Origin of the sequence: Thalassolituus sp. UBA675 (assembly GCF_002297765.1) — a bacterium.
Classification (GTDB): Bacteria; Pseudomonadota; Gammaproteobacteria; order Pseudomonadales; family Oceanobacteraceae; genus Thalassolituus.
This window is the reverse complement of sequence record NZ_DBNJ01000031.1, coordinates 146,709-161,024: the sequence shown is the minus strand read 5'-3', so window position 1 is coordinate 161,024 and position 14,316 is coordinate 146,709. Positions and strand designations below refer to the sequence as shown.

Below are 14,316 nucleotides of genomic sequence, written 5' to 3'. Positions count from 1 at the left end.
AAGTACAAGGCCTACAAGCATACCGATGTTGGCGCTAATCATCTAGGCAAAGGGAGATGACAATCTGTTCCATTCGAGATTGGTGTATCGGATATTTACCGCCCCACAATAAACGTCGTTCCTCGCATCACCTTTTCATCGCCTGCCGTAATTGCAAACTCAATATCACTGCGATACGCACCGCGACTCAGCGTCGCTGTGTCTACACATACCTGATACTGCTGCGTTGCGACGCCGTTCTCAGGCACCAGTAGTGTTGCAGGCCCCAACAGTTGAGCCTGTTTCAGGCCTTGTATCGCGACAGCGACACGGTGGCTGCCCGGTGCAAAGTATTCAATTTCGAGCTGGTAGCTGTTGCAGGTCTGGTCGTTCACTGTCTGATAGTAAAGCTGTTGGCGGTCGCGCTGAATGTCGACGACGATGCTATTGCGCTGGGCTATAAAGCTACCCAGAACAGCGACAGCCACACTAATCACTACGCCGTAGGCCAGAGTGCGTGTTCGCAGGATAGGGCTGTTACCTGTGCGAATTTTTTCTACCGAGTTGTAGGTAATTAATCCTCGCGGCTTTTTAATTTTATCCATAACGCTATCGCAGGCATCAATACAGGCACCACAGTCGATGCAGGCAGCCTGCAGGCCATCGCGAATGTCGATCCCCGTTGGGCATACCTGTACGCAGAGGCTGCAATCAATACAGTCGCTGCTTCGTGTTTTGTCGTAGGTAACTGTCCGGGTATTGTCATCGAACATAACGCTCTGAAAGCGCGAGTACGGGCAGGCGTGCAGGCATATTTTTTCACGCACCAGCCCAGCATTCAGGTAAGTGAGTGCTGTCATGGTGGTGAGCCAGATGCCTGTTGCGAGGCTCACCTCACCCAGTAGGGTTTCAGGCACTAATTCACGAACAGGTACAAAGTAGCCGGTGAAGGTGATGGCAGTCGCGGCGGCAAGCAGTAACCAAAGCGCATGCTTACTGACCCTGCGCAGGCGTTGCTCTGTGGTGAGGCCTTTTTCATCCATGCGCTTACGCGTCCAGGCTGGGCCTTCGGTCACTTCTTCGACGCGCAGGAACAGCCAGGTCCAGACACTCTGCAGGCACGCTGTACCACACCAGATTCTGCCCACCACAGCCGATGCCGCAAATAACGCAATGGCAGCGATAATGAGTACACCCGCAAGTACCGGGAAGTCGTGCCAGCCCCACTGGGTGCCAAAGAAATATAGCCTGCGGTCTTCAATCGAGAACAGTAACGCCTGCTGCCCATTGATGTTGACCCAGGCAAGGCCAAAGTATGCGAGCAGCAACGGCCAGCTGATCAGGCGGCGCAGTGTCTGAAAGCGGCCGGAGAATAACCTTACGTGTATCTTCTCTCCGGACTGAGCGGGAGTAATATCCAGTGCTGGAATTCTTTGCATACCTGTTACCTCCTCAGATTACAGCTTTCTCTCTATGCTGAGGTGAGGGTACGCGCCCCATCTGTACCACAAAAGGCACACTTTTATAAAATTTAAGTGGTACAGTTAACCTTATGAAGATTCATCAATATCAGATTCTCGAAGACTTACTGGCTGAGCAGATAGTCGAAGGCAGATTGAATGCCGGCGACAGGCTGCCTTCTGTACGAGTGTTATGCGAGAAACATAATCTTGCCAAAGGGACAGTTCTTCACGCGCTGAGCCGCCTGGAAGCCCGCGGACTGATTCTGGCGAAACCCCGCTCTGGTTATTACGTACTGCCCCGGGAAGCTCAGGCTCCCGCGATTACGCGCCCCACTGCGCCGGTCGCCGCCCGGGTCAGTCCGCTACTGATGGACTTAATGCAGCATGGTGCGGCTTTTGATTTAGTGCCCGGCGCCGGCGGAGAGAACACTCAGGGGCTGGAAATACTCAATCGTTCTATTAACCGGGTAATGCGCCGCCAGCGTGGCCAGAGCCATCTTTATTATGATGATCCTGCCGGGGCACTCGTGCTGCGTGAACAACTCTCAATCAGGCTACAACGCAGGGGCTGTCAGCTTAGCTCTGACGATCTGATGATTACTGCCGGATGCCAGAATGCATTGTTTCTTGCACTAATGGCCACCTGCAAAGCCGGTGATGTCGTTGCAGTAGAATCCCCCGGATTTTATGGCGCTCTGCAGTTGTTAGAACAACTGCAGCTGAAGGTAATAGAAATACCGTCCTCACCACTGACGGGGATGTCAGTCGATGCTTTGCAGCAGGCATCAAAGAAGTGGCCAATCAAAGCCTGCATCGTTTCTCCCTGCTTTTCGACGCCCGCCGGGGCTGTCATGCCAGAGCCCGAACGCCAGCACTTATTACAACTTGCAGAGCAGCGTGACTTTGCGGTGATTGAAGATGATATCTATGCCGATACGGCGCTTTCGTATACGCCTGATCCACTTAAGAAACTGGATCAGACTGGGCGTGTCATTCTATGTAGCTCATTCTCAAAGTCTTTATCCCGAGACCTGCGCATCGGCTGGATCAGTGGTTGCCGCTGGCAACAGGCCTTACTGCAATTAAAACTGGTTACTCAATTAGCCAGCCCTTTAAGCGTACAGAACGGGCTTGCGGAATTTATCTCCAATGGGGACTACGATTCGCATCTGAAACGACAACAAAAATGGTTACGCCAGCAAAGGGATGAACTCTCAGATCGAGTTCGGGGCTGGCCTGCTGTTAAGAATGTTGGAATTCCGGAAGGAGGTTTAACTCTCTGGGTCGAATTGCACGGAGATTGCGATACTTCAGCACTGTTCCCAGAGCTTAAAAATGAGGGCGTTTTTATTGCACCGGGTACACTATTTTCAACAAAGCATAAATTCAGAAATTACATGCGTCTGAGTTTCGCACACCCCTGGAATAGCCGCCGACAGAAAGCTCTGTCGGCGCTTGGTAAACTACTCAGCTAGCTGGTTCAGATAGCTAGCTCAGTTAAGACACTCAGTACCTGATATCAGGCGCTGCGACGACGCTCCATATCGTTGTCGTATTTTTCAGCCAGAACTTCTTTCTGGTTATCGGTCAGTTCTTTACCTGCCACCTGAAAAACTTCCTGCTCTTCTTCCTCGAGATGGTGCTCAACAAGATGCTTCAGATCTTTAAACTTTTGCAGCCACTGTGGGCTACTCATGTCGATAGTTTCCAGCTCTTCTACCAGATCATCGATGTCTTTGTGCTCTGCGACACTGTGACGTGCTTTATCCTGACTATTATCGTGCGCCATTAACTTTGAATAAAAATGGCGTTCCTCTGCGGCAGCATGTTCGGTCAATTCTTCTTTAAGTAACTTCATCTGCTCTCTTCTGGCCGACTCGTCACCTGAGGTGGAAACAATGTTATCCATCAGTTCACGTTGTACTTCATGGTCTTCACGTAGTTTTTCAAAAATCGTGCTCATGGTGTTCTCCTGAATTGATGCTTCCTGAAATTTATCGCGGTTACCTTAATTCAGTTGCGATAAAAATCAGAAAGTTCAAAAAAGGTTCATGCGCTCACAGACGATCGAAGAGTTGCGCATGAGAAAACAACAGCCTTCAGCGGCGACTACCACGGGAGTTACCACGTAAGCCATGGTGGCGGTGTCCGCGTTTATGTCCCCAGGCACTATTGCCCGGAGCTTCAGAAATCACGTTGTAACCGATGCTTTCCAGAATAATATTGGCCGCATTTTCAACTGTCGCCAGGTCTGGATGGATACCGTCACCAAGGTGAGAATATTCCGCCCAGTAATCAACTATCAGCGCTTCGGGAAGATCAGATGCAATGGTCGTCATAACGATGTTATTTAGCATCTGGTAATCGGTGGGAGAGATCGTCCATTCCAACAATGAACTCTGACGGAAGAGCTCCAGATCGATATTGCTCACGTCCGGATAAGGCGCGAATATGGGGGTCATACCCAAACCAAGTATCAACTGCCCGACTTCGACCATACGGTCGGCAGCGTCCTGCATATCTTCTTCGTCACATTGTTGCGCATCGCTTTCAGGGAGTCCAAAGGCATCTGAGTGCAGGCAGTCGTTGGGGGCCGTTACAACGACGTATTCTGCGTTGTAGCTGCCGTCGGCTAGAGAATAAACACGAGAGCTGGCACGCAACACCTGAGTCTGGTAGCTGTCAGACTGGGCGGTACTACAACCGCCACCATAGAGTGCGGTACGGCAACTTTCACGTGCAAAAGTCGTGGCTGAAGCCTGAGCTTCGTTAATGACATAGCCGCTGTGAGTGCGATTTCTGATCAGCGCATCCCCTAACGAAATGTACTGTCCGGTACCAACCGATAAGCCCAGTAAGGGCGATGACAGGTCACCATCGAAAGGGGCCTTGCCATTAGCAAACGAAGCGCCAACGATCAGCACAGGAAGTGTCTCAGGTGCTTCCTCAGCGTGAGGGTTTCCAACATTCCCACCATGATGGTGAGGGCCAGCAACGGAGGCTAGTGAGGTACCGAGCAGTAAACACGCGGTAAGCAAGTGTTTGCGCATATCAACATTCCTTGTATTTTTTGGGGGGATTGGAGTAAAAACGCCAGAAACATAATCAATGGCGACCCCCGCCACAAGGACTGAAACTGCAAAAGCCGCATGCCTGACTCACTTTGTCTTTCCTTTCAATGGTCATAGGAAGCAGAGCCAGAACGACGCATAAAAAAGCCCGGCAATGCCGGGCAAGAGAAGCTCTGAGAAAACACCCAGAGAAGGTTCATGCGAAATTCTCAACCGAGGTATTTCGCATGAAAGCGGAGATGCTCTTCTATAAAACTGGAGATGAAAAAGTAGCTGTGGTCATACCCGTCATGACGACGGAGTTTCAGTGCGTAGCCAGATTCTGCAGCGGCTGCTTCCAGCGCTTCAGGCTTCAACTGCTCGACGAGGAAGTTATCCGCAAGCCCCTGATCCACCAGCAAAGGTAATTGCTTATCAGCATGACGAACCAGATAACTGGCGTCGTGCTTCGCCCAGGCAGCCTTGTCAGCGCCAAGGTAGTTACCCAGCGCTTTTTCGCCCCAAGGGCAATCCATTGGATTACAGATCGGGCTGAAGGCAGAGATACTGGTATAGCTATCCGGATTATTCAGAGCCAATGTAATCGCACCATGACCACCCATCGAATGACCGCTGATAGCGCGTTTATCCGTCACCGGAAATTCGGCTTCAATCAGTTCAGGTAATTCTTTAACGACATAATCGTACATTTTGTAATGCTCAGACCATGGCGTTTCGGTCGCATTCACGTAGAAACCTGCGCCCAGTCCAAAATCGTAAGCGCCGTCAGGGTCGTCGGGTACGCCTTCACCGCGAGGTGATGTATCCGGCATCACAATCGCCATACCTAATTCGGCCGCCACGCGCTGTGCACCGGCTTTGTGAGTGAAGTTCTCATCGGTACAGGTGAGGCCAGATAACCAGTAGAGCACAGGTACATTTCTGACTTCAGCCTGCGGTGGCAGATAAATACCGAAGCGCATCTCACAGTTAAGCACCGCAGAGCGGTGCGTAAACTGCAGCTGACGACCGTCAAAACAACGGTTTTCGCTGACTTTTTCCATTACTTAATACCCGGTGTTCAGTAGTGAATTACGGTACGGATACTCTTGCCTTCGTGCATCAGGTGGAAGGCTTCATTAACGTCATCCAGTGGCATGGTATGCGTAATAAAATCACTCAACTTAAATTCGCCAGCGAGATAGCGTTCGACGTAATCCGGCAGCTCAGAACGGCCTTTTACACCACCAAAAGCGGAGCCTTTCCAGACGCGCCCGGTCACCAGCTGGAACGGACGGGTAGAGATTTCCTGACCGGCACCTGCAACACCGATGATCACAGACTCGCCCCAGCCTTTGTGGCAGCACTCAAGCGCAGAGCGCATAACGTCGACATTACCAATACATTCAAACGAGTAGTCGACGCCACCATCGGTCAGTTCAACAATGACTTCCTGAATCGGTTTGTCGTAGTCTTTCGGGTTAATACAATCAGTCGCGCCCAATTGTTTCGCCAGGTCGAATTTGCTTTCATTAATATCGATGGCAATGATGCGTGATGCTTTTGCCATGGTCGCACCGATAACCGCCGACAGACCAATACCACCCAGACCGAAAATAGCGACAGTCGCACCCTCTTCTACTTTGGCAGTATTCATCACGGCGCCCATACCAGTCGTGACACCACAACCGAGGAGGCAGACTTCTTCCAGAGGAGCTTCTGGATTTACTTTGGCCAGTGAGATTTCCGGCAGTACCGTGTACTCAGAGAAGGTTGAGCAACCCATGTAGTGGAAGATCGGCTTGCCGTTCTGGCTGAAGCGGCTGGTACCATCTGGCATCAGACCTTTGCCCTGAGTTTCGCGTACCGCCTGACAAAGATTGGTTTTACCGGATTTACAGAATTTGCACTCGCGGCATTCGGCGGTGTACAGCGGAATCACGTGATCGCCTACTTTTACACTGGTCACGCCTTCGCCTACGGATTCAACGATACCACCGCCTTCGTGGCCCAGAATCGCAGGGAAAATACCTTCAGGGTCATCACCAGACAGTGTGAACGCATCAGTGTGGCACACGCCAGTCGCGACGATCTTCACACGGACTTCACCCGCTTTGGGCGGTGCAACCTGAACTTCTTCAATAGACAGCGGCTCGCCGGCTTTCCACGCGATGGCAGCACGGCAGGTAATAGTCTCGGACATGAGTGATCTCCTCACTGTTGTTTAAATCTGAATTTTAATTAGGAGGCCATTGTAGTTCGTTACCAGATAGAGATAATCTAGCTTTTTATAAAATCACTATTACATATTGGTAACAATGAATCTTTGGCAAGGCGTGAACGAATTTGTCGCGGTCGCTGAATCGCAGAACTTCACCAAGGCCGGGGCTGAGCTTTCGATCTCAACCGCACAGGTGAGCCGTCAGGTCCGCATGCTGGAAGAGCGATTGGGCATCAAGCTGCTGTACCGAACGACAAGACGTGTGCACCTGACCGAAGCCGGACAGCTCTACTATCAATCCTGTCGCCCGTTAATAGAAGCTTTGCAGGGCGCGGAGCATGCGGTGCAGCAGCTTCAGAGTGTACCTCAGGGGTTAATCCGTATGACAGCGCCAGTGACCTACGGCGAGCGCCAGCTGGCGCCAGTGTTGAATGCTTTTCTGGAGCAGTATCCGGATATACGCCTGCACTGTGAGCTGACCAACCAGAAGATGGACCTGATCGCCGACGACTACGATATTGCGATCCGTCTTGGCAAAATTGATACACCGGATCTGGTCGCGCGACGGCTGGGCAGTCGTCAGTTGTTTACCTGTGCGTCGCAGGCGTATCTGGATGATGCTGGCATTCCTGAGACCCTCGACGCGCTTCGCAATCATAACTGCCTTGTCGGCACACTGGACTATTGGAGGTTCCGCGATGAACAGGGAGAGCGCATTCTGCGGGTGAATGGACGCCTGAGATGCAACAGTGGCGAAGCCCTGTGCGATGCTGCAAGACGCGGCTTAGGCATTGTGCAGCTACCGAACCATTACGTGGGTGACGCATTAAAACGAGGTGAGCTGGTTGAGGTACTGACCCCTTTCCGCCCAGAGAAAGAAAGCATCTCGGCGTTATATCCGCCGGGTCGTCAGCTATCACCGAAAGTACGGGTGTTACTGACGTATCTGACCGAGCATCTGGGGCAATAACCTCTAACGAAAATAAAAAAGCCCCGGCGTACCAGGGCTCTCTCTTTAGCAACGTATACCGGCTATTAACGGCTGATCAGAGCCAGCTCGGCGTCTTCGTTCAATACCGTCCACCAGATGTTGTCGTCGCTGTCATAACCGAGCAGCGGCTGTTCAGCACAGGCACCGTCACGCGCTGGCGGCGTGTCGACATAGCTTTCCAGCCACATACCATCGATGATGCAACTGGCATCAGCCAGAGGCTGCCAGTCTTCGCCATTGTGTTGCGCCAGAATCACACTGCCACCCGACACACCTGCTGATGCGGTAAAGGCAACGGCGTAAGGGTCAGACACAGCGTCAGAGATGTCCCAGGATTCAGTGGCTGTGGCTGGCAGTATCACGTGCAATCAGTGAGCGCTGGTACTGGTGCTCATGGCCCTGAACGTAAATCACATCGTGTTCAGAGAAGAACGCGCGAATTTCGTCAGCGACACTGTATACCCAGTCGTCATCTTTCGTGCCTTCGACAATCTGTTCACGCGTCAGACCGTATTTCGCACCGATCAGGCCGTCGTGGCTCGCGACAACAATGTGATCGACGTTTTCCCGGTTTTCTTCGACCACATTTTCGATCCACTTAATCGCCAGCGGCAGGTTGTAATAAGCGAGGCCGATGATCAGAACGTTTTCGCGGATAACGTAGTAGTTCACCCATTCGTAGCCCGGCATGTGCACCGCATCTTCCGGAATGAATTCACGCATGGCGTTAATCCAGCCGGTGGTGTACGAGTAATTGAGTTCGTGGTTACCCATTACTGGCAGAAATTCCATGCCCTGCGTTTTGTAGGGACGCGCGACGCTGGTCCACTCTTCCCATTCAACCGCAGAGCCTTTGTCTGTCAGGTCACCTACGGGTATCACCAGATCCACACCCGCTACCAGCTGATGTTTGAGCACCTCGTCCATCGGGTGCATCGCCACATGGGCCTGCCCGGTTTCATCCGAGCCGCCCTGAGTATCTGGCAGTACGCCTACCGTGAAAGCACCGAAACGCGCTTCTTCGTTGACGCCTTCATTCTGAGGCTCCTCTGTCTGTGGAGCTTCAGCCTGAGGCGCTTCAACGACTGGCGTATCGAGACTGGTATCAGGTGTTTCAGTGTTGCTGCTGTTACTGCTGTTACTGCTGTTACTGCTGTTGTTGCTATCGCCACCACAGGCTGTCAGTGCCACAGCGGCAGCCAACAGGCCAAGGTGAGCCATTACTTTAGAATTATTCATGGATTGTCCCCCAAATTTCTGGAGGACTCAGTAAGCCCACAGGCAATGTCGTTTCTGTGACAGGCCGACAGACGCTAAAATCCATACGGGCCAGATTTCCGTTGCCGTACTGCACTTAGGCGCTGATGCAATGTCATCACTGATTCGTCTTTACTGACAACAGGCTGTTGCTGTCATTTAAGCGACACAGTTAAAGCGTACTCGCGCGCGCAGGGCGTATCTCTTACATTTACTAGCCAGCACTATCCCAATTGCGGATTACTCTTTTCAGAAAATATTGAATCCTTTTTACCGCAACGGGTCTCACTGACTGTGGTTGTCCTCTGCTATCGACCTTGTGTTGTCGGCAGCATTTTTTTGAATAGAACCGCATTCCTGCTAGATTAGAGAAAAATTTCCCCGTTCTTAAAAGAGAAGTACATACATGGCATCAGAACGTCTTCATCTTGAGTTGTGCAACCTGACACTGAAGCAGTATCCCGATATTAAAGTACTCATGGATGAAGCTTATCCGGAGCTGGGCGGCTCCTGGCCAAAGCACACGATTAAGCGCCTGATCGAAGAGTTTCCAGAGGGACAGATTGGCGTCATTGATGGCGATACTCTGGTCGGTATCGCCCTGTCCGTACAGGTAGACTACAAACGCTTCTCCAACCCCCACACCTACGAGGATATTGTTGGCGCTAACGACGTTATCCGCAGCAATCCTGATGGTGATGCGCTGTACGGCCTTGATGTCGTTATTAAAAAATCTCACCGTGGCATGCGGATTGGCCGACGCCTCTATGACGCCCGGAAAGAGCTTTGCCGCCAGTACAACTTTCAGGCAATTCTTGCGGGTGGCCGTATCCCGAGTTATCACACCTATCGCAAAGAAATGTCGCCTATGGAGTTTATCCACAAGGTCGACACGAAAGAGATTTACGACCCGATTCTCTCCTTCCAGCTGTCTAATGATTTTCAGGTAAAGCGCCTGCTGAAAAAGTATCTGCCGGAAGACTCTGAGTCTGTTGGCTACGCGACGCTACTGGAATGGAATAATATTCTGTATGAGCCGACCGATACTGTTCTTGAGTTCCGCAAAACGACAGTACGCGTGGGCGCGGTTCAGTGGCAAATGCGTACCGTTCAGTCACTGGAGGAGCTGCTGAAGCAGGTCGAGTACTTTGTCGATACGGTATCGGACTATCAGTGCGACTTTATTGTGTTCCCGGAATTTTTTAACGCACCGCTGATGGGGCTTGGTCCGCAGACATCTCAGACAGAAGCCATCCGTTTTCTCGCCGATTTTACCGATCCGATCCGCGATGCCATGTCGCGCATGGCAGTAGAATACAACGCGAATATTGTTACCGGCTCGATGCCGATCATGGACGACGGAGCGATTTATAACGTCTCGTACCTGTGCCACCGCAGCGGACAGGTGGATGAGCAACGCAAAATTCATATCACGCCGCACGAGAAAAATGACTGGGTCATTAAAGGCGGCGACAAACTACAGGTATTTGAAACTGACGCAGGCCGAGTGGGTATTCAGATCTGCTATGACGTTGAGTTTCCGGAGCTGTCCCGGATCATGTCGGAGCAAGGCCTGGAAATTCTGTTTGTGCCTTTCTGGACAGACACCAAGAATAGCTATCTGCGTGTACGCCACTGCGCCCAGGCCCGAGCCATTGAAAACGAATGCTATGTCGTCATCGCAGGCAGCGTTGGCAACCTTCCAGAAGTGGAGAGCCTCGACGTACAGTATGGTCAGTCCGCGGTACTGACACCGTCGGACTTCCCATTCCCGCATGATGCGACTTTGTCTGAGGCGACAGCAAATACAGAGATGCTGCTGTTTTCGGATCTGGATATGGATAAGTTACGTATTCTGCATAACGAAGGGTCGGTCAGAAACCTGAAAGACCGTCGCAAAGACCTGTACGACGTCCTTATCAAGAAGTAAGACAGAGAGGAAAAGCCGGGATGCTGATGAACAGGCATCCCGGCAATTCTGAGACTACGCTCAGGCAGATTCCGTCGTTTTATTGGTCTCGGCCAGATATGGCTCTAACTTCAGAATGTTCTCACGAAGGCCTTCCGGGATGTCACACGGGCGGCCTTTTTTATAATCAAAAAAGACCATGGTGCTTTCACCTTTAGCGACCAGGCGTGACGTCTCATGGCTCCACACGCCGTATTCCTGAACGATGCGGCCGGAATCCAGTTTCACACTTTTTATACCAACACTAATGGTATCCGGGTACTTAAGCGGTGCCAGGAACTTAGCACTCGTGCTACCAAGAATCGGGCCCATGCCCGTCTTAGCCATATATTCTTCAATTTTGATCGCTTCGACGTATTTAACGCGCGCGCTTTCAAAATAACGGAAGTACACCGTGTTATTCACATGGTGGAAATAATCCATTTCGCCCCACGCTACGGGTATCTCAACAACAATCGGATAATCGTATAAATCCAGCATGATAATCGCCCCATTAATACTTCATTGGTGCTCGCCATCGTGGCCAGCGATAAGAAAAGGTGTCAGTCAGCGCCGACAGAAGTACTAGAGCAACGACTATGCCCGCTGAAAAAGAAAGGGTGAAAATTAATCAAATATACGAAGAAAGTACCAGTCAAAGTTGGCAAGGGAGAACTTTATAAACACGGACTAGTACTTTTTCATTAGTCATAACGGCAAGACTTATCCGGCCACGAACACGTCCTGAGAAACTTGAACCGGCTCCTTGGAAACGGGAATTAAAGAAACGTCAGAAAACAGATAAGCCACACGTCGGTTTTGATTGGTTACTGCCAAATCGTCAGCTTTTCGTCAGGCAATAAAAAACCCGCCGAGGCGGGTCTTAGGAGCATTACGAGCGAACGTCGTAATCAGAGCTCGAAGCTGTGACGAAGAACAATAGTCTCAACGCGGTCCGGGCCGGTAGAGATAATATCGATCGGCGCACCAATCGCTTCTTCTACGAAGCGGATGTAAGCGCGTGCATTCTCTGGCAGATCGTCAATGCTTTTGGCACCGAAGGTCGTTTCAGTCCAACCCGGCAGCTCTTTATAGACCGGAGTCACTTTCTCGAACTGGTCAGCAGACGCTGGTACTTTCAACGCATTGCCATTCTCGTCCTGGTAACCGATACACACTTTGATGGTGTCCAGACCATCCAGAACGTCCAGCTTGGTCAGGCAGATGGTGTTGATAGAGTTAACGCGGATTGCATGCTTAACCAGCATAGCATCGAACCAACCACAACGACGGTCACGGCCAGTGGTCGTGCCCTTCTCTTTACCGACATCTGCCAGGTGCTTACCGACGTCATCAAACAGTTCCGTCGGGAATGGGCCAGAACCAACACGGGTCGTATAAGCCTTAGTGATACCCAGAATCTGATCCAGATACAGAGGACCAACGCCAGAGCCTGTCGCCACACCACCGGCAGTGGTGTTAGACGAGGTTACGAACGGGTATGTACCGTGGTCGATGTCCAGAAGAGTGCCCTGAGCACCTTCAAACATGATGTCGCCACCGTCTTCACGCACTGTGTGCACCAGATCAACAGCATCAACAACGATGTCTTTAATCTGAGCAGCCCAGTCCATGCAGGCAGCCAGTGTCTCTTCGTAGCTGACCGGATCAACGCCATAGTAGTTCACGAGAGAGAAGTTATGGTATTCCATGACTTCTTTCAGTTTGTCAGCAAACTCTGGCTGATACATGTCATCAACACGTAGTCCACGGCGAGAAACTTTGTCTTCGTACGCCGGGCCAATACCGCGGCCTGTCGTGCCGATTTTCGCATTACCACGCTTAATTTCGCGCGCCTGATCCAGAGCGACATGGTATGGCAGAATCAGAGGACAAGCGTGAGAGATACGCAGACGATCCATCACAGGTACGCCGCGCTCTTCAAGCGCGCGGATCTCTTTCAACAGAGCATCTGGCGCCAGAACCACACCATTACCGATGACACAACGAACGCCATCACGCAGGATGCCGGACGGGATCAGGTGGAGTGCAGTTTTCTCACCGTTAATTACCAGGGTATGACCTGCATTGTGGCCACCCTGAAAACGGACGACGGCCGCTGCTTTTTCAGTCAGCAGGTCAACAATTTTACCCTTACCTTCGTCACCCCACTGGGTGCCCAGAACAACAACGCTTTTGCCCATGGCAGAATCTTTCACTCAGTCGTTAAATTTAAAAATTCAGGCGCTGACCAGTGTCCACTGGCCATCGTTTTGCTGCAGTCGCTGAGACGCCCCTGCAACATCACCATTCGCTTCGGTCACTACACGGTATCCTTTGGTCCGTAAGTCCGTGATTGCCTGCCATAACGACGGATCATCCGACGCAGGAGCGGCCACGGTTTCCTTTGCTTCAAACTGACGCTGACCGAGAGCCGCCAGTACTTTAAGGTCTGCACTGAAACCGGTTGCCGGACGTGCTCGCCCGAAATCAGCACCGGTTTCATCATAACGACCGCCCTGAGCTACAGCATCACCGTAACCCGGCACATAGGCCGCAAATACCAGACCTGTGTGGTAATCATAACCACGTAATTCTGTCAGATCACAGGTGATTGATACCTGAGGGAAACGCTGCATCAGCGCTTCAATTGCCTGTGTCATATCGCTCAGCTGCTGCGCCGCTACCGGCACCAGTTCAGCTAAACGTGCAAATTTGTCGGTCAGTGCACTGGCACTGCCCTGCATTGAAGCCACCAGGCTGAATGCTTCGGTTAAACGGCTGTCACTCAGCTCACGCTCAACCCACGCCAGTGTATCCGTCTGACACTTAAGCTTGAGCAGGTCAAACAGTTCACTCTGCTGCTCATCACTAAGTCCAGCACTGTCGGCTAACGCGCGGAATACACCGACATTACCCAGATCAAGGTGAACACCTTCGATACCGGCTTCAGACAACAGGCTGAGCATCACGCTGATGATTTCGACATCGGCACTGGTGCCAGCTACGCCATACAGCTCTGCACCAATCTGAGTTGGCGTGCGGCTGGCCAGCAGTGATGCCGGACGCGTGTGAAACACAGTACGGCAGTAACTCAGACGGCTGGTGCCTTCCGGAGCAAGGCTGTGTGCATCGATACGGGCAACCTGTGGTGTCGTATCAGCGCTCAATCCCATCAGGCGACCTGACAACTGGTCGGTCACTTTGAAAGTGCGCAGGTCCAGGTCTTTACCTGTGCCAGTCAGCAGTGAATCAAGATACTCCAGCGCCGGCGGGATAACGAAGTCATAACCGCAGTTATCGAGATAATCGAGCAGATGGCGGCGTAACTGTTCGATACGACGCGCCTGTGGCGGTAGGATTTCGTCAATGCCATCAGGCAGCAGCCAACGGTCAGCTCCAGTCAT

General features: G+C 51.7%; 13 protein-coding genes. 3 read left to right on the top strand and 10 right to left on the bottom strand.

Features of this window, described 5'->3' with window-relative positions; translation table 11 throughout:
- Positions 1–95: 95 nt before the first annotated feature.
- Positions 96–1,418: a cytochrome c oxidase accessory protein CcoG gene (gene ccoG, locus B3007_RS14135; protein WP_301376801.1), complete on the bottom strand. Its 1,323-nt coding sequence runs from the start codon at positions 1,416–1,418 to the stop codon at positions 96–98.
- A gap of 113 nt (positions 1,419–1,531) precedes the next feature.
- Here ccoG and B3007_RS14130 point away from each other — a divergent pair, with 113 nt between their 5' ends.
- Complete coding sequence (locus B3007_RS14130; RefSeq protein WP_301376802.1) at positions 1,532–2,917, top strand: PLP-dependent aminotransferase family protein; 1,386 nt, start codon at positions 1,532–1,534, stop codon at positions 2,915–2,917.
- A 44-nt stretch (positions 2,918–2,961) separates the two neighbouring features.
- Here B3007_RS14130 and B3007_RS14125 read toward each other — a convergent pair whose 3' ends face one another.
- The 4 genes from B3007_RS14125 to B3007_RS14110 form a co-directional block, all read right to left on the bottom strand.
- On the bottom strand, positions 2,962–3,405 hold the full coding sequence (locus B3007_RS14125) for a hemerythrin domain-containing protein (protein ID WP_301376803.1): 444 nt from the start codon (positions 3,403–3,405) through the stop codon (positions 2,962–2,964).
- A gap of 136 nt (positions 3,406–3,541) precedes the next feature.
- Positions 3,542–4,492 (bottom strand): SGNH/GDSL hydrolase family protein, encoded by a 951-nt coding sequence (locus B3007_RS14120; protein ID WP_301376804.1) that lies wholly within the window; start codon positions 4,490–4,492, stop codon positions 3,542–3,544.
- Between the two features lie 230 nt (positions 4,493–4,722).
- Positions 4,723–5,556 (bottom strand): S-formylglutathione hydrolase, encoded by an 834-nt coding sequence (gene fghA, locus B3007_RS14115; protein ID WP_301376805.1) that lies wholly within the window; start codon positions 5,554–5,556, stop codon positions 4,723–4,725.
- Between the two features lie 17 nt (positions 5,557–5,573).
- The gene (locus B3007_RS14110; protein ID WP_297533868.1) at positions 5,574–6,695 is read right to left on the bottom strand and encodes an S-(hydroxymethyl)glutathione dehydrogenase/class III alcohol dehydrogenase; all 1,122 of its coding nucleotides are present in this window, start codon (positions 6,693–6,695) and stop codon (positions 5,574–5,576) included.
- A 115-nt stretch (positions 6,696–6,810) separates the two neighbouring features.
- Here B3007_RS14110 and B3007_RS14105 point away from each other — a divergent pair, with 115 nt between their 5' ends.
- A complete protein-coding gene (locus B3007_RS14105) occupies positions 6,811–7,683 on the top strand; it encodes a LysR substrate-binding domain-containing protein (RefSeq protein ID WP_068439051.1) in 873 nt (290 codons plus the stop codon).
- Positions 7,684–7,748: 65 nt separating this feature from the next.
- Here the strand turns inward: B3007_RS14105 and B3007_RS14100 are convergent, their stop codons facing one another.
- Positions 7,749–8,018 carry a hypothetical protein gene (locus B3007_RS14100; RefSeq protein WP_273091815.1) on the bottom strand — a complete coding sequence of 90 codons (270 nt, stop codon included), beginning with the start codon at positions 8,016–8,018 and terminating at the stop codon, positions 7,749–7,751.
- Between the two features lie 22 nt (positions 8,019–8,040).
- Positions 8,041–8,943, bottom strand: a complete 903-nt coding sequence (locus B3007_RS14095; protein WP_301376806.1) for a metallophosphoesterase family protein — start codon at positions 8,941–8,943, stop codon at positions 8,041–8,043.
- A gap of 424 nt (positions 8,944–9,367) precedes the next feature.
- Between B3007_RS14095 and B3007_RS14090 the strand changes: the two genes are divergently transcribed.
- Positions 9,368–10,891, top strand: a complete 1,524-nt coding sequence (locus tag B3007_RS14090; RefSeq protein WP_068439052.1) for a carbon-nitrogen hydrolase family protein — start codon at positions 9,368–9,370, stop codon at positions 10,889–10,891.
- 60 nt (positions 10,892–10,951) lie between these two features.
- Here the strand turns inward: B3007_RS14090 and B3007_RS14085 are convergent, their stop codons facing one another.
- The 3 genes from B3007_RS14085 to B3007_RS14075 all read right to left on the bottom strand — a co-directional run bounded on the left by B3007_RS14085 (position 10,952) and on the right by B3007_RS14075 (position 14,316).
- Complete coding sequence (locus tag B3007_RS14085) at positions 10,952–11,410, bottom strand: acyl-CoA thioesterase (RefSeq protein WP_297533871.1); 459 nt, start codon at positions 11,408–11,410, stop codon at positions 10,952–10,954.
- A 410-nt stretch (positions 11,411–11,820) separates the two neighbouring features.
- The gene (locus B3007_RS14080; RefSeq protein WP_076516535.1) at positions 11,821–13,113 is read right to left on the bottom strand and encodes an adenylosuccinate synthase; all 1,293 of its coding nucleotides are present in this window, start codon (positions 13,111–13,113) and stop codon (positions 11,821–11,823) included.
- A gap of 36 nt (positions 13,114–13,149) precedes the next feature.
- Positions 13,150–14,316, bottom strand: a complete 1,167-nt coding sequence (locus tag B3007_RS14075) for an ATP phosphoribosyltransferase regulatory subunit (RefSeq protein ID WP_076516532.1) — start codon at positions 14,314–14,316, stop codon at positions 13,150–13,152.

Excerpts from the sequence above, each read along its gene's own strand:
- B3007_RS14085 (WP_297533871.1), bottom strand. The coding sequence starts at position 11,410 with ATGCTGGATTTATACGATTATCCGATTGTTGTTGAGATACCCGTAGCG.
- fghA (WP_301376805.1), bottom strand. The coding sequence starts at position 5,556 with ATGGAAAAAGTCAGCGAAAACCGTTGTTTTGACGGTCGTCAGCTGCAG.
- B3007_RS14095 (WP_301376806.1), bottom strand. The coding sequence starts at position 8,943 with ATGAATAATTCTAAAGTAATGGCTCACCTTGGCCTGTTGGCTGCCGCT.
- B3007_RS14105 (WP_068439051.1), top strand. The coding sequence starts at position 6,811 with ATGAATCTTTGGCAAGGCGTGAACGAATTTGTCGCGGTCGCTGAATCG.
- B3007_RS14130 (WP_301376802.1), top strand. The coding sequence starts at position 1,532 with ATGAAGATTCATCAATATCAGATTCTCGAAGACTTACTGGCTGAGCAG.
- B3007_RS14075 (WP_076516532.1), bottom strand. The coding sequence starts at position 14,316 with ATGACTGGAGCTGACCGTTGGCTGCTGCCTGATGGCATTGACGAAATC.
- B3007_RS14090 (WP_068439052.1), top strand. The coding sequence starts at position 9,368 with ATGGCATCAGAACGTCTTCATCTTGAGTTGTGCAACCTGACACTGAAG.
- B3007_RS14125 (WP_301376803.1), bottom strand. The coding sequence starts at position 3,405 with ATGAGCACGATTTTTGAAAAACTACGTGAAGACCATGAAGTACAACGT.
- B3007_RS14110 (WP_297533868.1), bottom strand. The coding sequence starts at position 6,695 with ATGTCCGAGACTATTACCTGCCGTGCTGCCATCGCGTGGAAAGCCGGC.
- ccoG (WP_301376801.1), bottom strand. The coding sequence starts at position 1,418 with ATGCAAAGAATTCCAGCACTGGATATTACTCCCGCTCAGTCCGGAGAG.
- B3007_RS14120 (WP_301376804.1), bottom strand. The coding sequence starts at position 4,492 with ATGCGCAAACACTTGCTTACCGCGTGTTTACTGCTCGGTACCTCACTA.
- B3007_RS14080 (WP_076516535.1), bottom strand. The coding sequence starts at position 13,113 with ATGGGCAAAAGCGTTGTTGTTCTGGGCACCCAGTGGGGTGACGAAGGT.